The organism is Mucilaginibacter achroorhodeus (assembly GCF_007846095.1).
Classification (GTDB): domain Bacteria; phylum Bacteroidota; class Bacteroidia; order Sphingobacteriales; family Sphingobacteriaceae; genus Mucilaginibacter; species Mucilaginibacter achroorhodeus.
Genome location: NZ_VOEI01000003.1, coordinates 213,347 through 233,517, shown reverse-complemented (window position 1 = coordinate 233,517; position 20,171 = coordinate 213,347). Strand labels below are relative to the sequence as shown.

The following is a 20,171-nucleotide window of genomic DNA, read 5'->3' as shown; positions in this document are numbered from 1 at the left end:
TTATTTGTAACTAAAGCGACCTGCGAAGATAACAAATTATACAGAGAACAGCGGTTTTTTTACTAACATTTAACGCGTTTTTAACACCAAAAGGATGCAGTAGATTTGAGTTGGGAAATGCAAACAAATGTTTTGCTTTATTAAAAATCAAGCTTTCACTGCACCCTTTTCCAATACTCTTCTACAACTGTTCCGTTAGGCAATTTTCCGTTGAAGATCAGGGTATCGTTACGAATGTTAAAATGATACCTGAGTGTAACATTTAGCCATTTAGATGGCTGTGCGCTGTAGGTTTGTGTTTCAAAACAGCTATCGAGCTGTAGTTTGTAATCACCTGTTTCGTAAGTGAGCGGTTGGGCATCTTTTTCTAAATAAGTACCTGCATAGTGCTCAGCGTTATATTGCCTGCGTAAAGTGTATTCTGTAGAAGGTGCAGCAGGTTTTCCGTTGTAGATACCCCCGCTATATTCCCATCTGCCCGATAACCCACCATCAACTTTAAATGATGCTAAACCTACTAAGATCAAAAAAGATAAGACAAGCTTTTTCATTTATACCCAATTGATGCCTTTTTTTAAAAAACCTTGTGTTTTTTCTTCTTCACTACCGGCTTGTGGCTGAAAATTGTAAAGCCATTTGGCGGTGGGCGGCAAACTCATCAATATAGATTCAATACGCCCATTTGTTTCCAAACCGAATTTAGTCCCCGCGTCATAAACCAGGTTAAATTCTGCGTAGCGGCTGCGGCGCTGGTATTGCCAAAGTTGTTGTTCTTTTGTAAATGGCTTATTGCGGTTTCGATTTACCAACTCTATATAAGTGGGGGCGAAGGTACGACCAACCGCTTTGGAAAATTCAAAAACTTGTTCCCATGTGATATCGTCTGTGGCCACCAAGCGATCATAAAAGATGCCTCCAATACCCCTTGTTTCGTTACGGTGCTTGATACAGAAATAATCATCGGCCCAAACTTTAAAGCGATGATAAAAATCTGCATGAAACTTGTCGCAGGTATCTTTCAATTGCTGATGGAAAAATTTCGCATCATCCTCAAACACATAGTGCGGCGTAAGATCAATGCCCCCGCCAAACCAGCGTACGGGTTTACTATTATTATGAAAAGAAGATGGCATCTCAAAATACCGGATGTTCATATGTATGATGGGTACCAGCGGATGATTGGGGTGAATAACGATGGAAACACCTGTGGCAAAAAAGTCGTCCTGCTCTACATTCAGCGCTTTTTTTACCGTATGTGGCAGTTGTCCGTGTACGGCCGAGAAATTTACGCCGCCTTTTTCAAAGATGTTACCGTCCTGGATAACACGTGTGCGGCCTCCGCCCCCACCGTCCCGCTCCCAAATCTCTTGCTCAAATGTAGCGTTGCCATCAGTGGCCTCAAGTGCGGCACATATCTCGTCCTGTATCTGCTGGTAATCGGCGGCTATTTGTTCCTTTGTCATTAATGAGTGAATTAACGAAATATTGAATTAGTGAATGATCAAGGAAGGCCAAAGTTAAACAAAGTAAACAAAAGTGTTGACCAGGCTTCTAATTGAGTACCGCAGAACAACTCTTTCTCGCTTACTTCAACATCAGCTTACTCCCGCATCTTCCTCTATATAATTCAAATCCTTCCCAAATGTTTCTTTCAATTGGCTAAGCGAAAAAAGAGCGATAACGGTAAGTACTATCATCATGATATAACCTGCATTTATTTGCCCAAAATTACCCTTAAGCGCATTAAATGCCAGCGTTATAGGAATTAACGAACCTCTTACAAAGTTAGGTACGGTTGTCGTTACAGTTGCACGTATGTTGGTGCCAAATTGTTCAGCAGCAATGGTTACAAACGTAGCCCAATATCCAACGGAACAACCCATTATAAAGCATACCCAAATGAATCTGTCGTGGGTAATACCTTCAGATCTTAGATAAATTATGGCTGCTACTGTTGACAGCACATGGAAAACTGCCATAGTTACCTTACGGGACTTAAGCACCTGCGCTAAAAGCCCTGCAAAAATATCACCGATAGAAATACCGATGTAAGTGTAAAAAATCCCCTCTCCTGCACTTAGAACATCTTTGGCGTTCAAAGCTTTGCCAAACTCGGGACTAAAGCTTACCAGCACACCTACAACGTACCAAAGCGGTGCACCTATGAGTATGCAGTATAAATATTTTTTGAAACGGCTAAAGTTGGTGAACAGCATAAAGAAATTGCCTTTAGAAGCTTTGCTCTCCTGAACATCCTGGTACATACCTGACTCAAATGTGCCGATACGCATGAACAGTAGCAGGATGCCCAAACCACCACCAACCATGTAGGCACTTTGCCATCCGTGTTTTGCAACAGCATAGGCTGCTGCGGCTCCAAACAGGCCTATAACAGCCACTATCATGGTGCCGTAACCGCGTTTCTCTTTACTTAGCGTTTCGGTTACAAGTGTAATGCCGGCACCAAGCTCACCTGCCAGGCCAATACCTGCAATAAAGCGTATCGCGGCATACATCGGCACATTGGCAACAAATGCGTTAGCAAAATTGGCTATAGAGTACAGTAGTATTGAACCAAACAAAACTTTAATACGGCCCATCTTATCCCCTACAACACCCCATATAATACCGCCAAGTAGAAGCCCCGCCATTTGTACGTTGATTATCAATTGGCCCTGAGTGGTTATCTGTGTTTCGCTTAAACCAAGATCGGTAAGGCTTGGTACACGTACGATAGAAAATACCAGAAGGTCATATATATCAACAAAGTATCCAAGGGAGGCAACCAATACCAATAGTATGGCGTTGCGTGTAAGTTTAGACTGTTCGGGTTGTGTCATCTAAGCAGATAATTGATATGCTAAGGTAATTATTGTAAACAAGCACGCAAATAAGCGCCAACAAAAAACCCCTGTTAACAGGGGCAATATCATCATTAGGTTTATGTAGGATTATACTTTTTTAACTTTTACTGCTTGCAAACCTTTACGACCTTCTTCTTCCTCATACTCTACATCGTCATTGTCTTTTATTGCGTTTACGCCGCCCTGTACATCTTTAAAGTGTACAAAAAGATCTTTACCGTCTTCGGTTATGATAAAGCCATAACCTTTTTGGGTATTAAACCATTTTACTTTTCCAGTTTTCATAATTGTTTGATTTATTAATTGCGTTAAGATTAGTAAGTAGATCAAACTGAATAAGTAGCTTATAATCAATGTAGAAATACAACTATCTATATCAAATATAACAAAAAATTAATATCAAATAAATAAATATTTCATGGCGGAAATGCAAAAAGCCACCTGTGTACACAGATGGCTTTTTGCTATGTTGAGAGCTTGAATTATTTAACTTTTTGGAAGAAGCTTACACCGCTACCAGGAACAACTTTAAGTAATACTTCGTCGTTATCACCTGCAACGTCTACGAAATAAACAAGTGGATCAACGTTCTCGTCGTTCTCTAATTTGATAACTTCTTTAGCGAAGTAACCTTGATATTTTTTTGAGATCTCTTTTTGAGCAGAAACCGGAAGCGCATTGTATTGTACTGTTTGTGTAGTACCCATCAATTCGCCACGTTGGTTGTAGAAAGCAGATTTTTGTACACCATCAATTGTAAAAGTTGCTTTTTGGAATTTAGGAGTAACTTTCCAGGTGATGTTTTCAGCACCGATAAAATCGTTGTTAAATTTGTTTATAGTTAAATAGCTTACGTTAGCTGCATCATCGTTAGCTTTTGGTGCTTTGTCACCTGCAAAAACGTTAACGCTTAAAAATGCTGCAATTGCTGTAGTTATAAATAATTTTTTCATGGCTGTCTTTTTTAATTTATGCAACAAAAATACAGCACAATTGAATAATGTCAAAATAACGGCTAATTTTTATGAGATTTTAATAAAATACAGCAACTGAAAACAAAAATGTAAAAATTCAGGTCGATACTTAGTGTATTTTTTACAATATGTTAAAGAATTTTGAAAATACTTATTGTAAAAAGTACACTAAGTTAAATCATTGTTAATATTGGTCTATTTTCTGACAAAACCCTGACAATACAACTATCATCCATTATCGGCGAAACCCGGATACAAGGTCATACCACCGTCTGAAAACACTGTTGTGCCCGTAATGTAGTCTGCGTCATCAGATGCCAGCCATGCGGCTAACCTTCCTATATCATCCGGCTGGCCAATACGATTGTATGGAATCAAGGTAAGTAGTTTCTCCAGTGCCTCTGGCGTTTCCCACGCCTCTTTATTTATAGGCGTTTGAATAGCCCCCGGGCCTATGCCTACTACGCGGATCTTTTGGGGAGCCAGTTCCTGCGCTATGCTTTTCATGAAGAGATTTACACCACCTTTACTTGCGGCATAATTAACGTGCCCTGCCCACGGTATAACCTCATGCACGCTGCTCATGCAAATGATCTTTCCGGCTGCCTTGCTGATGCCTTCCCTTATCCCCTGCTGTATAAATAATTTGGCTGCCTCGCGGGAGCATAAGAACTGGCCGGTAAGATTTATGCTGATAACTGTGTTCCAGTCTTCTAAAGACATATCAACAAACTTGGCATCCTTTTGCAAGCCGGCATTGTTTACCAAAATGTCTAATGAACCAAAAGCATTAAGATGTTGCGCAAACATATTTTGCACATCGTGCTCTTTGCTTACATCTGCCTTAACAGCAATTGCTTTGCTGCCGATGCTTTTTATTTCTTCAACAACTTCGTTAGCGTGTTGCAGGTTATGGTTATAGTTAACGGTAACGTTGGCGCCTGCTTCTGCCAGGGCTAATGCAACGCCCTTACCTATACCACTATCACCGCCAGTTACTATTGCCGATTGGGCTTTGAGCTTTTGTATTTCCATCCTGTAAAACAAAGGCGCGTGGATGGACTATTGTTTGATGAAACTGAATTTTAAAGTGCCTTTATATAATTCAGGAACATATAGAGTGCTTTGCGCTTATCTTCCGTTAGGTCAAAATCAAGTTTGTGCATCAGATAGTCTTCCAGGTCAAAATCTGCACGATGAGGTAGTTGCTTTAACAAGTCCGTACGATGTGCCAATCCCTGACGCAAAGCCTGGTTAAAATCTTTTACAAATTCTTCCGGGATCGGTTTATTGGCTATCCACGCAGCGAAAACAAACGGTAATCCGGTAAATTTCTTCCACTCACCTGCAAGGTCATACACATATTTGTATTGCTCGGCCTTACCGAAAGTGCGGTCACCTATCAATACAAAGGCGGTTTTCTCATCTGTCGGAGCTGCATAATCGGACGCATTGGTAACCAGTTGCGGTTGTACTTTCCAGTAGTTTTTTAGCAACACCTTAGCAAGGTTATTTGAGCTACGCGATTCCGGGTCTAACTGCACGGTTTTAACTTCCTCTATGGGGCAATTACTAAAAATAAATACCGAGTTAACCGGCCCGTTGGCGCCGATACAGTAGTTGGAGATAATGTGCCACTCGGGTAAATTTAAGGTTGCTGCAACAGGAATTAAGCCGATGTCAACTTTTCCATCTATGAGCTTTTGCGCACAATCTGATGGCATATCAAGGCTTAGGTCTATTTGTTCTTTAATTTCTGAGTGTTGCAGTCCGTATAAAAAGGGTTTGGTGTTAGTGTAACTAACAGCCGATATTTTGATCTTGTCCACTATAAAATTCCTATTTCTGTTTTAGATGGAGCGCGTTGTTTGCATCAACAATGGTAAACTTACTGCCATCATAGGTTAGTTTGTAAAGCACCAGGTTTTGGTGCGGGAAGGTATCCATTTGCGTTAAAGGCTGTTCGGTTAAAATGCACATCAACAAGCGCAGCGCACGCCCATGCATACATATTAAAACCGTTTTTTCCTCAGGATGACTCATGATCACATCCATCGCTTCGCGCTGGCGTATCTCAACTTCATTGGGGCTTTCGCCGCCTTCAAATTTAGAGTCGAGTTTACCATCCAACCAATCGCGCATCAGGTTGAGAAATGCAGCTTTACTTTCCGGCGTGGCTGGTTGCCCTTCCTGTACACCCCAGGCCAGCTCGTCCAATCCGCTCAGTTTCTCAAATGGGATTCCCTTATCAATAAAAGGCTGGATGCTTTGTTGTGTGCGTTTAAGGTTTGATATGTAAATTTTATCAAAAGGAACATCTTTATAAGCAGCGTAAAATTGCCGTGCCTGCAATTGGCCCTCTTCGTTCAGATCAGTGTCGCGGCCGCGGCCTTGTACAATTCCCAATCTGTTTAACTCGGTTTGCCCGTGGCGTACAATATAAAGTGTTTTTTGTATCATCGTTCATTAGTTCAGTTGTTCATTGGTTCAATGGTTCGTATGATGGTTATCAGCTGCATTGTTCATTTGGAAGTACCAATGAACTAATGAGCTAATGAACCAGTGAACCATAGCCAATTAACTAATTAATAACCGGCAGTTTGTAATAACTTGGTTTTGCCGTTTCCTCAAATTGAAAGTCTTTATAGTTGGTAACTACATTATATAATGTATCACGTTCTATCGGATGGCGGCCAATATGTTGTATCAGTTCTACCAGTTCTTTAGTACTCATTGCCGGGTGCTGCTCTTCTGCGCCAGCCATTGAATATATTTTGGTGGTATCATCAAGTGTACCGTCAATATCATCTACGCCAAAATTCAGTGATAATTGTGCAGTGGTTCTGCTGATCATTGCCCAATAAGCTTTGATGTGGTCAAAGTTATCAAGGTAAATACGTGCAATAGCGTAATTGCGCAAGTCCTCAACCACGGTCGATTCCGGCACGTTACTCATCTGATTATCCTGGTTACGGAACTTTAGCGGAATAAATGTTTGAAAGCCACCCGTACGGTCCTGCAATTGGCGCAACTGCTCCATATGGTCAACACGATGCCAGTACTTTTCAATGTGGCCGTACAGCATGGTTGCGTTTGAACGCATGCCCAATTTATGCCACTCCTCATGTATAGCCAACCATTGGTCGCCGGTACATTTATCTTTCGCTATCAGGTCGCGAACTTCGGGATGGAAGATTTCCGCGCCACCGCCAGGTATCGATTCAAGGCCGGCATCTTTCATCATCTTCATACCCGTAGCGTAATCAATTTTGGCTTTTTTGAAGATGTAATGATATTCAACCGGGGTTAGTGCCTTAACGTGCAGATCTGGCCTGTGGGCCTTTATCCTGCTGAATAATTCGCTGTAAAAAGGAACGTCATACTGTGGCAATACACCGCCTACAATGTGCACTTCGGTAACCGGCTGGTCGTCGTATTTTTTTACGATGTCAAGCATTTCTTCCATCGTGTATTCCCAACCATCGGCGCGTTGTTTCAACAAGCGCGAGTAAGAGCAAAACTTGCAATCGTAAACGCAAAGGTTAGTTGGCTCGATGTGAAAATTACGGTTAAAGTAGGTTTTATCGCCGTGCTTTTGTTCGCGTATGTAGTTAGCCAGTACGCCTAAATAACCCAATTCGGCCTTTTCGTAAAGTAGTACTCCCTCATCAAAACTTATACGCTGGTTATGAAGTACCTTCTCGGCTATATCTTTTAGTTCGGGTAAAAGTTGAGGATCATTGATCAACACCCGTAAATTATCTGATACTTCCATGTTGAAAAAATATTTGGGCAAATGTAGTAAAATACCACATTCTATTAACGATTTGTGCGTATCAACAGATGTTTGAACATTCAACTATGACAATGACGTTACATAGGCTTTACAGTGGTAACGATTTTAATTTGTTTTGCCATAATTGCGTTTTTCTTGGTTATTTAGCAAAGTACTGATAACACATACTAGCATGAATATAGAAACCATTGCCATACACGGCGGAAACCACATAGACACTAAAACTAAAGCAGTTGTGCAGCCAATTGTTATGGCTACAACCTTTGAGCGCGATGCCGATGGGGGCTTTTCCTCCGGTTATCAGTACAGTCGCTCAGCTAACCCAAACCGTGATGCGTTAGAAAAGGTTTTGGCGCAGTTAGAACAAGGGGTTGAAGCTGCTGCTTTTTCATCCGGCAACGCGGCGGGTATGGCCGTTTTTCAATCCCTTGAGCCTGGCAGCCATATTATTGCGCCTGATGACATGTACCACGGATTACGCAACCAGCTAAAGCAGCTTTTTGCCGGTATCCTGGAATTTGACTTTATTGATGTAAATAATGAAGAAACGCTAAGGTCACATATTAAAGCAAATACCCGGGTGATATGGGTTGAAACACCATCAAACCCGCTGCTTAAGATCACCAATATAAAAAAGGTGGTTGCCATAGCCCGCGAACACAATATCAAAGTGGTATGTGACAACACTTTTGCAACACCGGTATGCCAGCAACCCCTAACACTTGGTGCCGACCTTGTGATGCACTCTACCACCAAATATTTTGGCGGCCATAGCGATCTGATGGGTGGCGCTTTGATCACTGCTGAAAAAACAGATTGGTGGGAAAAGATCCGAAATGTGCAAACCATGGGTGGTGCCATACCCTCTCCAATGGATTGCTACTATTTGGTTCGCAGCATTAAAACGCTTCCGTATCGTGTTAAAGGGCACGTTAACAATGCTTTATTGCTGGCCGCATTTTTAGAAAATCACCCACGCGTGGAGCAGGTGATGTATCCCGGATTAACGTCACACCCACAACAAAGAATTGTTAAAGAGCAAATGACACTGCCAGGTGCAATGATGTCCTTTACGCTAAAAGGCGGCGAAGAAGAAGCGAAAAAGGTAATCAATTCCTTAAAGATTTTTACGCAGGCAACGAGTTTAGGCGGCGTTGAAAGTTTAATAGAACACCGCGCATCTGTTGAAGGGCCGGATACCAAAACACCATTTAATCTACTGCGGGTCTCTGTTGGTTTAGAGCATATTGATGATCTGATTGCTGATCTGGAGCAGGCTATGGCTTGATTTTCACATTCACGAAATCTTCATTTTCAATTATTTAAAAATTTTATTTGGAAGATACTTTCTTATTGTCCTATATTTGAAACAATATTTGGTAGCAATACCATGATCAATTTTCCCTCACACGGATTTTGATTTATAAAGAAGCGGCGAGAGATCAGGCTCTGAGAACCGCTGGCAACCCTGCAAGGTGCAGAAGGTGCCAATTCCTGTCCCGGAAAATAATTTACCCGGGGGATATAAATTAATAGTCATGAAAAGTCTGATTTATTTAGCCCAACAAAACACATCGCAAACCCAATCGGGTACATTTACTGTATACAACCCTGCTAATGGCTGTATTTGCATGTGTTGCTGCTGCTGTTGATGCAGTACACGTTCCCTTTTTCTGTTTCCTGAAAAATACGTGTTACTCTGCTTAGGATAGTTCTATCCGCTTGCCAGTTAATCTCAGTTTTAAATCAACTTAAAAAATACTACCATGTCTGCACTAAAATTTGAAACCCTACAATTACACGCCGGTCAGGAAGTAGATCCTACCACCGGATCACGCGCGGTTCCTTTATATCAAACCACGTCTTACGTATTTAACAACGCCGAGCATGGTGCCAACCTTTTTGCTTTAAAGGAATTTGGCAACATCTATACCCGTTTGATGAACCCGACAACTGATGTTTTTGAGAAACGCATTGCCGCTCTTGAAGGCGGTGTAGCAGCCTTAGCAACATCATCAGGTCAGGCGGCTCAGTTCATTGCTTTAAACAATATCCTGCAGGCAGGAGATAACTTTGTTACCTCGCCGTATTTATATGGAGGCACGTATAACCAGTTTAAGGTAGCTTTTAAACGCCTTGGTATAGAAGTACGTTTTGCCGAGGATGATACAGCCGAAAATCTTGAAAAACACATCGATGCTAAAACCAAAGCCATTTATGTAGAGACTATCGGTAACCCCGGTTTCAACATTCCCGACTTTGATCAAGTAGCGGCATTGGCAAAAAAGCATGATCTACCGCTAATAGTAGATAATACTTTTGCAGCCGGTGGCTACCTGTTCCGCCCGTTACAACACGGTGCCAACATCGTTGTGGAGTCTACAACCAAATGGATAAATGGCCACGGCACCAGCATTGGGGGTGTAATTGTTGATGGCGGTAATTACAACTGGGGTAACGGTAAATTCCCGCAATTTACCGAGCCGAGCGAAGGCTATCATGGACTGATATTCAATGACGTGTTTGGAATCAATGGCCCTTTTGGTAACATCAACTTTATCATTCGTGCCCGTGTGGAAGGCTTGCGTGATTTTGGCCCTTCGCAATCACCATTCAATTCCTGGTTAAACATCCAGGGACTGGAAACTCTGTCATTAAGGGTACAACGCCATGTAGATAATGCACTTGAGTTAGCTAAGTGGTTGGAGCAACATCCGCAAGTAGAAAAAGTGAACTACCCGGGACTGGAATCGTCACCAAACCACACCAACGCTAAAAAATATCTGAAGAATGGCTTTGGCGCTGTGTTGTCTTTTGAAGTAAAAGGCGGGCAGGAAAATGCGTCGGCCGTTATCGATAACCTTAAATTGGTTAGTCATTTAGCTAATGTAGGCGATTCAAAAACATTAATTATACAACCATCAGTAACTACGCACCAACAACTGAGCGATGCCGAGCAGCTATCTGCCGGTGTTACCCCTGCCCTGCTGCGCGTTGCCGTTGGTATTGAACATATAGATGATATTAAAGCCGATTTTGAGCAGGCATTTGTCAAGATCGGTCAGTTAGCATATGCATAAAGACCTTCTAATAGTTTTTTAGTTTTTAAGTGATAGTTGTAGAGAGTGGTTGCCAGGCAGCCGCTCATCTATAACTGAAAAAGAAGAAATGAGTACACAAACCTTTACTTATACAGGGACTTTCGAACTTGAATCGGGCCGTAAATTACAAGGTATTGAAGTAGGTTACAATACTTACGGTACCCTCAACAAAAACCGGGATAATGTAGTGTGGGTATGCCATGCCCTCACTGCAAATTCCGATGTTTTCGACTGGTGGAAAGGCCTGTTTGGCCCCGAAGACCATTTTAACCCTGATGAACATTTTATTATTTGTGCTAATGTTCTGGGTTCGCCTTATGGAACAGTTAACCCGCTAAGCAATAACCCGGCAACCGGTCAACCCTATTTTTTGGCATTTCCGGAATATACTATCAGGGATATTGTAAAAGCGCACCAGTTACTGGCTAACCATTTAGGTATCGATAAGATAGAAATATTGTTAGGCGGCTCTTTAGGCGGCCAGCAAGCCTTGGAGTGGAGCATTATCGAGCAGGATCGTATCAAGAACCTGATATTGATCGCCACCAATGCTAACCACTCACCATGGGGCATTGCGTTTAATGAATCGCAACGCTTGGCCATCAGTGCCGACCGTACCTTCCAGGCAGGTAGTATAGATGGCGGTGCAAAGGGATTAAAAGCAGCCAGAAGTATCGCGCTCCTATCCTACCGTAATTACAAAACTTACGGCATTACTCAACAGGAAGACAGCGACGAGATACCCGAGAGCTTTAAAGCAGCAAGCTATCAAAACTACCAGGGACAAAAACTTGTGAACCGTTTTAATGCTTACAGCTACTGGTTTTTGTCAAAAGCGATGGATTCGCACAACGTTGGCCGTGGCCGTGGTGGAGTTGATAAAGCTTTGGGCCTGGTAAAGGCGCGCACTTTGGTAATTGGCATCAAGTCAGACGTATTGTTCCCTATTGAGGAACAGCAATACCTGTTCAGGCATATACCTAAGTCGGCTTTTGCCGAATTAGACTCGTTTTATGGTCACGATGGTTTCCTGATAGAGACCGAAGACCTTACAAAGGTGATCACATCCTTCCTTAAAACGGATGTAAAGGGAAAAATTATTGAATTACAAAAAATAGCTTAATGAGCAAGAAACTTACCATTGGTCTCTTCGGCTTCGGCGTTGTGGGCCAGGGACTGTACGATATCATCAAAACAAAGAACCTTAACCTGGAGATCGTAAAGATCGCCATCAAAAACCCTGAGAAAGACCGTTCTTTACCAAAAGAGTTATTCACTACAGACAGGGACGATATATTGAACAACCCTGAAATTAATACGGTTGTTGAACTGATAAATGATACTGAAGCGGCCTTTGAGATCGTATCTCGGGCATTAAGCTCAGGCAAGAATGTGGTTTCGGCAAGTAAAAAAATGATCGCCACTTACCTGGACGAGCTGATAGCCTTGCAGCAAAAGCACGGAACATCGTTGTTATATGAAGGCTCTGTTTGCGGCAGTATCCCTATCATTCGTAACCTGGAAGAGTATTACGATAACGAATTGCTGCATTCCATAAGCGGCATTTTTAATGGCTCATCAAATTACATCCTATCAAAAGGTTTTATAGAAGGGCTTGATTATTCAACAGCCTTAAAGCAAGCGCAAGATCTCGGCTTTGCCGAAACGGACCCAACCATGGATGTTGGTGGGTTTGATGCTAAATACAAACTCATCATTGCTGCTGCGCATGCCTATGGCGTGGTTATAGATCCTAAAGATGTACTGAACGTTGGTATCCAGAACTTATCTGCGAAAGACCTGCAGTACGCACGCGAGAAGAACCTCAAAATAAAACTGGTGCCGGTTGCTAAAGAACTGGATGACCGCCACGTAACCCTTTTTGTATTACCAAAGTTTGTTACCGAAAGCGAGTTCCTTTACAATGTAGAGTATGAGTACAACGGCGTAACAGTGCAAGCCGCCTTTGCCGATCAGCAATTCTTTTTTGGCAAAGGTGCTGGGGGCCACCCTACTGGTTCTGCCGTACTTTCAGATATTGCAGCCTTGCGATATAACTATGCTTACGAATACAAGAAAGCCAAAGCAGATAATAACCGCTTGCAATTCACCAACAATGTAGATATCAATATCTACCTGCGTTATGATGATGAAGCTTTGGTTGATGCTTTAGAATTTGAACACATCCACGAACGTTTCTACTCAGGCAGTTACAAGTTTGTTATCGGCAAGATCAATCTGCAAAAATTGATCGACAATCAACAGCAAATAGCCGATAGCGGGGCCTTTGTTGCCTTTGCCGACCAGCTATCCGGCGTGAAGCTTGCTAATGCCAAACTGCAGGAAGCAGAAGCATAAATTTTAGATCACTCCTTTAAATTAAAGCCGTTCCGGGAAACCGGGATGGCTTTTTTATTGAAATGATGATTGCAATGAAATGATTAATTTCGCGGCAAGCTTTATATAGATGACCCTTTTAAGAAAAACCCTGTTTAACCGCACCTTTGTGGTGGTGTTGTTGTTCGGCCTGAGTTTGTTTGCTGTAGCAAAAGATATTATCGCCCATCCAGAGAACACCGAAACCACCCATAATAACTATATTATATATAAGCATAACTTTTTAAACCTCATCCATCAGCATACTTTGTTTGGCCCCGAACCGCAATATTATTTTGACCTTAACCACTATGGGCCGGTATTTGGTTTAATAATGGCACCTTTTGCTTTGTTGCCCAACCAAGTAGGCGTTATACTTTGGGTACTTTTTTTAACCTGGGTTACCTATTATGCCATTATAAAACTGCCTTTAAATAATTTCCAAAAAACAATCATTCTTTTGCTTAACGTAAATGCCATGATGGGATCATCCGGTAATGTGCAGGTAAACCCTTTGATCGCTTCATTAGTAATATTCAGCTTTTTACTTATCAGAAACCAAAAGGATTTTTGGGCGGCGTTGATGATCGTTATCGGCACCGCTATTAAACTTTACGGGATAGTCGGGCTTGCGTTCTTCTTCTTTTCAGACAATAAATTGAGGCTGATACTTGGGTTGGTGTTCTGGTCGGTGGTATTATTTATTTTGCCTATGGCGGTATCATCACCAAGTTACATTATTCAAACTTACAAAGACTGGTTGCCCGATCTGCAAGCAAAAAACGCAGCCAACTTAGGTTCATACCGAGGAAACGTTAGTGTTATGGGGATGATAGCCAAGATCTTTAACGCACAAGGCATCTCAAACCTGTATACGCTTATCCCGGCGTTGCTTTTATTCGGCGCATCAATGCTTAGGATAAAATACTGGCGCAATAAGCAATACCAGTTATTGCTGTTAGCATCAGTACTGGTGTTTACGGTAATTTTCAGCACCGGATCTGAGCCACCAACTTACGTGATAGCTTTTATAGGCTTCGGTATCTGGTACGTAAATCTTAAACGCCCTATTACCAGCTTTGAGCGATTCGTTTTTATTTTTACACTGTTGCTGACGGGTTTTGGCGGGTCCGATCTTTTCCCGCCTGATATCCGTAAGAACTATATCGTCAAATATGCTCTAATGGCTTTGCCGGCATTTATACTTTGGCTTAAGATTGTCCACGAAATGCTTACCCGCAAATTTGATGAGGAAACGGAAGAGAATGTTTTACAGCTGAAACCAGTTGCAGCAAATGCTTAAAATAATAAAGGCTTCCTTTCGGGAAGCCTTTTTCTGTAGAACTCACAATTTAAATTAACTATATTCCTGTACTATAAACTCCTGTTTGGGTCCCAATTTTCAAGGTAGTGGGCTACCCTGCTCACAAATGAGCCGCCTAAGGCACCATCAACCACGCGATGGTCATAGGATAAAGAAAGGAACATCATATGCCTTATGGCAATAGCATCACCTTGCGGAGTTTCAACAACTGCAGGCTTTTTCTTGATAGCACCCACCGCAAGTATAGCCACTTGAGGCTGGTTGATGATTGGCGTACCCATAACGTTACCGAAAGAGCCTACGTTGGTTAACGTAAACGTTCCGTCGCGCACATCATCGGGCTGCAGTTTGTTACCACGTGCACGGTTAGCCAGGTCATTAACCGCCTTTGTTATTCCAAGCAAGCTAAGCTCGTCGGCCTTTTTAATAACCGGTACAATAAGATTACCACTTGGTAAGGCTGTGGCCATGCTGATGTTGATATCCTTTTTCTTGATGATCTGCGTACCGTTAACAGACACGTTGATCATCGGGAAATCTTTGATAGCCTTTACCACAGCTTCAATAAATATAGGGGTAAACGTGATCTTCTCACCTTCGCGTTTTTCAAACGAGTTTTTGATCTTATCGCGCCACATTACCAATTCGGTAACGTCGGCCTCAACAAAAGAGGTTACGTGTGGCGATGTGTGCTTACTGTGCACCATGTGCTCAGCAATAAGCTTACGCATGCGGTCCATCTCTATGATCTCGTGCCCTCCGGATACAGAAGTTGCCGGTGCTGATGCCTGCTCAGCTTTTGGCGTTTCGGCCGCTGGTTGAGGTGCTTGGGTTTTCGGCACCTGCTGATGCGGAGAGGCAAAAATAGGCTCAGGCTTTGCTTGAGATGCTTGAGTTTGTTCCGCAGGCACTTGCGGGGCCTCAGGTGCGGTTTGCTGTGCAATAAAATTCTGGGTCGACTGGCTTTTGGCGCCGCGTTGTTGTATGTAATCTAACAAGTCATCCTTAGTAAGGCGCCCCTCGGCACCTGTCCCGGCTATGCGGTCAAGTTCATCGTTGTTGATACCTTCTTGGATAGCGATATTTTTGACGAGAGGAGAATAGAAACGATTTTCGTATTTGATGCCATCGTTAGCTTTTGGTGCTGTTGTTTCTTTTTGCTCGAGCTGGTCTAATCCCGGTATTGCATCAGCTTGTTGGGCTGTAGCTTCCTCCGCATTATTTTCTTGCGGTGCTTCTGCTTTGTCCGGCTGATGAGCTTCTGATGTTTGTGGTTCTTGATTTGCTTGCGATGCAGGCTTTTCGGCCTCGGCAAGGGCTGGAGCAGCAGCCGTTTCTTCTTCTGCGGCGTCTGTTTCTATTACAGCTATTACAGATCCAACCTGTACAACGTCATCCTCTTTGTAAAGCTGCTCGATCAATTTTCCAGATACCGGAGATGGCACTTCAGAGTCCACCTTATCGGTAGCGATCTCCATAACTGCCTCATCTGCTTCAATATAATCGCCTGGTTTTTTATTCCATTTAATTATTGTTGCCTCTGCAACACTTTCCCCCATTTTCGGCAATAACAATTGGTATTTGGCCATAAGTAAAACTGTATATCAGTGACCAAATTTAGGGAAATGAAAGGTTAAGTTGTAGTTTCTTTTATTAAAGTATTCAACATAAAAAATGCGCTCACGGCACTTCTTTCAATGTTTTGTAAACGCTTGTTACCAAATGTGAATTTCTTTGTCACAGTTTTATTTGCATTTGCCACCGCTATCCATACGGTACCTACGGGCTTCTCTTCAGAACCCCCGCCGGGCCCTGCAATCCCGGTGATTGCAACCGCATAATCAGACTTAAACTGGCGTAATGCACCCTCAACCATTTCAATAACAGTCTGTTCGCTTACCGCGCCAAACTGGTAGAGAGTTTCTTCCTTTACACCAAGGATATGCTGTTTAAGATCATTTGCATAGCTTACCAAGCCGCCCAAATAAACGGCCGATGAGCCTGCATGCTGGGTAAGTAAATGCGATACATATCCGCCGGTACAGCTCTCAGCCAGGCTTAGCGTTAAACCGCGCGAAGCCATCTCATCAAGGATAACCTTTTCTATCGGCTTATCTTCCTGGGCTATCACATTAACACCTACCCGTTCAACAATCTGTGCAGCAAACACATCAATCTCTTTTTTCAGCGCTGCCTCATCTTCACCATCACCACTCAAACGCAGGCGCACCTGCCCCATTTTAGGTAAATAGGCCAGCTTGATATGAGGCGGCAAACTACTTTCAATATCTGATATCTTTTCAGCAAGGTATGATTCTCCCTCGCCGGCCGTCAATATTGTTTTATGGACTATGGATGGCAGTTTTAAGGTTTGTTTCAGTTTTGGCACAACCTGGTCCTGCATCATGTATTGCATCTCAAACGGCACGCCCGGCATTGATACATATATTTTACCATCCTCATTAAACCACATACCCGGTGCAGTACCATTATGGTTCAATATCACCTCGCAATTTTGCGGTACTTGCGCCTGCATACGGTTCACATCAAGCATTGGGCGGTTGTAGCGCTTAAATATATTCAGCACATTGGTTAATGCATCCTCATTTAAAACAAGCGGCACACCAAAGTATTGCGCAAGTGTCTGTTTAGTTATATCGTCTTTGGTTGGGCCAAGGCCACCGGTTATTAAAATAATGTCAACTCGTTCTGCTGCTTCCGCAAAGGCTTTCAAAATGTGTTCCCTGTTATCAGATACTGACGATATCTGTTTAACTCTTATACCCTCGCTGTTTAGCAACTGCGCCATCCAGGCAGAATTGGTATCAACAATCTGTCCTATTAAAATTTCGTCGCCAATGGTAATAATTTCTGCCAGCATATTAGTTAAAGCCCGGGTTGTTGGTGTAATCGCTGCGTTTGCTCAATTTAAGGTCCTGCAAAATGGTTGATTTAACCTTTAAGGTTACATTGTACGATTTATAGAAACCAAAAGGTAACCAGTTGATAGACAGGTCCCAGCAATGCAGGTCGCGGTAAATTGCAAATGATGTTGCATCAGATAGCTTACCTGCCTTTATATCGTAGGTAGTATTGTACTGTATCTTCCATTTTTGCGTAATACTCACATCGCCGCTTATCATCAGGGTATTTGCAGTAGTGGAGCCAGAATAGTTATTAGCGTAGTTGTAACTGTAGTTAAGCGAAATATTCCAGGGTACATTAAAATCGATATAAGCACCGGGGTCACCATTCATAAGTGCTAATCGCTGGGCTTGATCAGCAGACATGGTTTGCATAGATGTTCCCACAGGCATCGGTGCTTTCTTAGGCGAAAAAGACGATGAGTTTAAACTGCTGCTCATGGAGAATGTAAACTGCCTTAGCGTAGGGAACCTACCATCCTGCCAGGTATAACGGTTTATTTGCCTGATATACTTTTGTATCTGGCCACCTGAAATGGAATCGCGAACGAGTGTTACGTAAGGGTCGAAACTACCGCTGAAGCTCAGATTTACTTTTTGGTTCAGAATAGAAGTATGCCCATTAAAGTTGATCGGCGAAAGCTTCAACGAGTCGGCTGCAAAGTTGTAAAAAGTTGAAAAAGTTAAACCCTGCAAAATGGGGATCTTTTTGGGCGTACCCGTTGTATCAGTACTTTTAGGTTTAACCTTTGCCTCAATGGTGTTATCGAGCGAGAAATTAAGACCTGCTTGCTTGCCGGGACTTGGCCCTCCGTAAGGTAAACCATCAAATATGGAATAACGGGTTGCGTAGTAGGGATATGGCACTGTTGCGCTGCTTACTGCCGTGCGATAGTATCCATAGCTTGGATCGCCAAAATCAGGACGGTAGGCAAAACTTATGGACGGCGTGGTAATGTGCCTTATAGCTTGTATATTACCTTTTTTGAACGGAACGGTACCATAAAGTTTAGTGGAGAAACCTGCACTAAAACTATATTCACCAGCGCGGTTAAAACCCGGAACAGTGTCCCTTATTTGATTGACCTGCCCCGCGCTTGAGCCCCTATCCAGTCTTATCCGGGTGCTTTGTAGATACCAGCGCTCGATGTAATTTATACTTGTATTAAATTGGAAAAATTTAGCCAGCGTGGTGTTAAACGCAATAGGAATGGTATGCTGCATACCGTTCTGCAAACGTTTAGTAAATGTGTTTGATTTAAATAGTTCAGATTCCGGGATATTATTCAGTCTGTTGGTTGCCTGCAAGCTGTAACCAACTGTGATTTTTTCATACCACCTTTGATTAACGCTTTCCGGGTTTTTAAACGGACTTAGCGTAGCCATGTTGAAGCTAAGTGTTGGCAATTCCAGGTTAACGGTTTTGGCAGCAAGATCCTGGCTGTGGCCTAAGCTGATATTTAAGTTGAAAGGCGAATTTGCCCAGGTTTTGCCGTAGTTAATACTCGACCGTAAGCTGTTTTGTGTAAGCGCCTGTACGTTAAAATTACTCTGGTTTACGCTATTTGAATAAAATGTTGATGTACCGGCATTTACCGAAGCGCTAAAGGTAGTCCCCGGATTAGCGTTAGGGTCTTGTGAGTGCGTCCAGGTGATATTAAAATCCTTTGCAGCCGGGTCGCCGGGCAGACCATAATTGTGCGAACCATATGCAAGCGTTAAGCTGCCACCGTATTTATAACGTTTTAAATAGCGCGCATTGGTATTGATCTCGTACGAGCCCCTGGAATAAATGGTGGCCATTGTGGTAAGGTCGATATTATCATTGATAGCCATGTAATATCCCAGATTTCGCAGGAAGAAGCCTAATTTTTGATCCTCACCAAACGACGGCAAAATAACTCCGGATGACCTTGAGTCGGGTTTTGGGAAAAAACCGAATGGCAAACCTATTGGCAACGGAACACCGGCAATTTCCAGGTAGGCCGGCCCGGATATGATGCGTTTCTTTTCACCGATACCTTTGGTGATCACAATACCGAAGTGTGTGTCAGGATAAGGCAGGTTACAGGTACTGAATATGACATTACGGTACGCAACTTCGTTTTCATTTAAACGTTTTGCCTGCCCGCCAGATATGAAGTTTCCCTCCTGCTCTGATGCCGGGTTCCATATCTTTACCTTTTTGGTTTTATAATCAAACAGCAGGGAGTCTGATGCTACCGGCTTTTCGTTTTTTGACTTTGACAATGGCCTGCCTACATAGCGCTTTGTCCTGGGGTCAATTGCACCCCTGGCAAATATGAGGTGGGTTTTCTCGTTAACACGGATGTATTCGGCATCCAGCTCAAAATCCTCGTAGGTAACGCGTGCCTTACCGTACAGATAAGTGATCTTGTTTTCATTGTCTACAAAGGTGGAATCCTCGGCAACAGATTTAACTATAGATTTTAAACCGCCGGCACCTGGGGTGGTGTCTTGTCTGGTATTAAGCTGCCCTGCCGATGCGCCGGGCCTATTATTTTTATTGGCCTTGTCTTTTTTATCGAGCCTAAGCAGGCGCCTGTCTCGTATCGAATCAAGTTTTATAATAGTATCCCTTACAGTTACATTATGATGCCCTCTTTTTGCAGACGCCATCATGTTAACTATTAAAACAAGCGCAAATAGAAAAAAAAGCCTTACTAATTTCAAAATTGATTATGAATACTATTTTTGCACGGTACAGTTAACAGCCCCAAACATAATGAAAAATAAACTATTGAACAGGCTGAAAAATGCTATTTGTAGTGCGCCTGCGCTACTAATTTGC

At 42.7% G+C, this 20,171-nt stretch carries 17 protein-coding genes and 1 riboswitch; of the genes, 5 read left to right on the top strand and 12 right to left on the bottom strand.

Annotated elements, in window-relative coordinates; translation table 11 throughout:
* Positions 1–155: 155 nt before the first annotated feature.
* From FPZ42_RS10710 to mqnE, 9 genes are all read right to left on the bottom strand, one after another.
* Positions 156–551: a hypothetical protein gene (locus FPZ42_RS10710; protein WP_146271189.1), complete on the bottom strand. Its 396-nt coding sequence runs from the start codon at positions 549–551 to the stop codon at positions 156–158.
* Complete coding sequence (gene hemF, locus FPZ42_RS10705) at positions 552–1,463, bottom strand: oxygen-dependent coproporphyrinogen oxidase (protein ID WP_146271187.1); 912 nt, start codon at positions 1,461–1,463, stop codon at positions 552–554.
* Between the two features lie 132 nt (positions 1,464–1,595).
* Positions 1,596–2,840: an MFS transporter gene (locus FPZ42_RS10700; RefSeq protein ID WP_146271185.1), complete on the bottom strand. Its 1,245-nt coding sequence runs from the start codon at positions 2,838–2,840 to the stop codon at positions 1,596–1,598.
* Between the two features lie 111 nt (positions 2,841–2,951).
* A complete protein-coding gene (locus FPZ42_RS10695) occupies positions 2,952–3,149 on the bottom strand; it encodes a cold-shock protein (protein ID WP_146271183.1) in 198 nt (65 codons plus the stop codon).
* Between the two features lie 197 nt (positions 3,150–3,346).
* The gene (locus FPZ42_RS10690) at positions 3,347–3,817 is read right to left on the bottom strand and encodes a hypothetical protein (RefSeq protein ID WP_146271181.1); all 471 of its coding nucleotides are present in this window, start codon (positions 3,815–3,817) and stop codon (positions 3,347–3,349) included.
* A gap of 249 nt (positions 3,818–4,066) precedes the next feature.
* Positions 4,067–4,873, bottom strand: coding sequence for an SDR family oxidoreductase (locus tag FPZ42_RS10685; RefSeq protein WP_146271179.1), 807 nt, complete (start codon positions 4,871–4,873; stop codon positions 4,067–4,069).
* A 50-nt stretch (positions 4,874–4,923) separates the two neighbouring features.
* Complete coding sequence (locus FPZ42_RS10680; RefSeq protein ID WP_146271177.1) at positions 4,924–5,667, bottom strand: menaquinone biosynthetic enzyme MqnA/MqnD family protein; 744 nt, start codon at positions 5,665–5,667, stop codon at positions 4,924–4,926.
* A gap of 10 nt (positions 5,668–5,677) precedes the next feature.
* Positions 5,678–6,298, bottom strand: a complete 621-nt coding sequence (locus FPZ42_RS10675; RefSeq protein WP_186458743.1) for a histidine phosphatase family protein — start codon at positions 6,296–6,298, stop codon at positions 5,678–5,680.
* 121 nt (positions 6,299–6,419) lie between these two features.
* A complete protein-coding gene (mqnE, locus tag FPZ42_RS10670) occupies positions 6,420–7,613 on the bottom strand; it encodes an aminofutalosine synthase MqnE (protein ID WP_146271175.1) in 1,194 nt (397 codons plus the stop codon).
* 193 nt (positions 7,614–7,806) lie between these two features.
* Between mqnE and FPZ42_RS10665 the strand changes: the two genes are divergently transcribed.
* The 5 genes from FPZ42_RS10665 (at position 7,807) to FPZ42_RS10645 (ending at position 14,414) form a co-directional block, all read left to right on the top strand.
* On the top strand, positions 7,807–8,922 hold the full coding sequence (locus FPZ42_RS10665) for a trans-sulfuration enzyme family protein (RefSeq protein ID WP_146271173.1): 1,116 nt from the start codon (positions 7,807–7,809) through the stop codon (positions 8,920–8,922).
* A gap of 130 nt (positions 8,923–9,052) precedes the next feature.
* A riboswitch (SAM riboswitch) is annotated at positions 9,053–9,165 on the top strand.
* 235 nt (positions 9,166–9,400) lie between these two features.
* Entirely contained in the window at positions 9,401–10,714 is a 1,314-nt protein-coding gene (locus FPZ42_RS10660; RefSeq protein WP_146271171.1) for an O-acetylhomoserine aminocarboxypropyltransferase/cysteine synthase family protein, read from the top strand.
* Between the two features lie 88 nt (positions 10,715–10,802).
* On the top strand, positions 10,803–11,858 hold the full coding sequence (locus tag FPZ42_RS10655; protein WP_146271168.1) for a homoserine O-acetyltransferase family protein: 1,056 nt from the start codon (positions 10,803–10,805) through the stop codon (positions 11,856–11,858).
* Positions 11,858–13,093 carry a homoserine dehydrogenase gene (locus tag FPZ42_RS10650; protein ID WP_146271167.1) on the top strand — a complete coding sequence of 412 codons (1,236 nt, stop codon included), beginning with the start codon at positions 11,858–11,860 and terminating at the stop codon, positions 13,091–13,093. The genes FPZ42_RS10655 and FPZ42_RS10650 overlap by 1 nt, the downstream gene beginning before the upstream one ends.
* A gap of 109 nt (positions 13,094–13,202) precedes the next feature.
* The gene (locus FPZ42_RS10645; RefSeq protein ID WP_146271165.1) at positions 13,203–14,414 is read left to right on the top strand and encodes a glycosyltransferase family 87 protein; all 1,212 of its coding nucleotides are present in this window, start codon (positions 13,203–13,205) and stop codon (positions 14,412–14,414) included.
* A gap of 71 nt (positions 14,415–14,485) precedes the next feature.
* Here the strand turns inward: FPZ42_RS10645 and FPZ42_RS10640 are convergent, their stop codons facing one another.
* Genes FPZ42_RS10640 through FPZ42_RS10630 form a run of 3 tightly spaced genes read right to left on the bottom strand, consistent with a single transcriptional unit; the run spans position 14,486 to position 20,002 of the window.
* The gene (locus tag FPZ42_RS10640) at positions 14,486–16,024 is read right to left on the bottom strand and encodes a dihydrolipoamide acetyltransferase family protein (protein WP_146271163.1); all 1,539 of its coding nucleotides are present in this window, start codon (positions 16,022–16,024) and stop codon (positions 14,486–14,488) included.
* A 44-nt stretch (positions 16,025–16,068) separates the two neighbouring features.
* On the bottom strand, positions 16,069–17,316 hold the full coding sequence (locus FPZ42_RS10635) for a competence/damage-inducible protein A (RefSeq protein WP_146271161.1): 1,248 nt from the start codon (positions 17,314–17,316) through the stop codon (positions 16,069–16,071).
* 1 nt (position 17,317) lies between these two features.
* On the bottom strand, positions 17,318–20,002 hold the full coding sequence (locus FPZ42_RS10630; protein WP_261382274.1) for a putative LPS assembly protein LptD: 2,685 nt from the start codon (positions 20,000–20,002) through the stop codon (positions 17,318–17,320).
* Positions 20,003–20,171 lie beyond the last annotated feature (169 nt).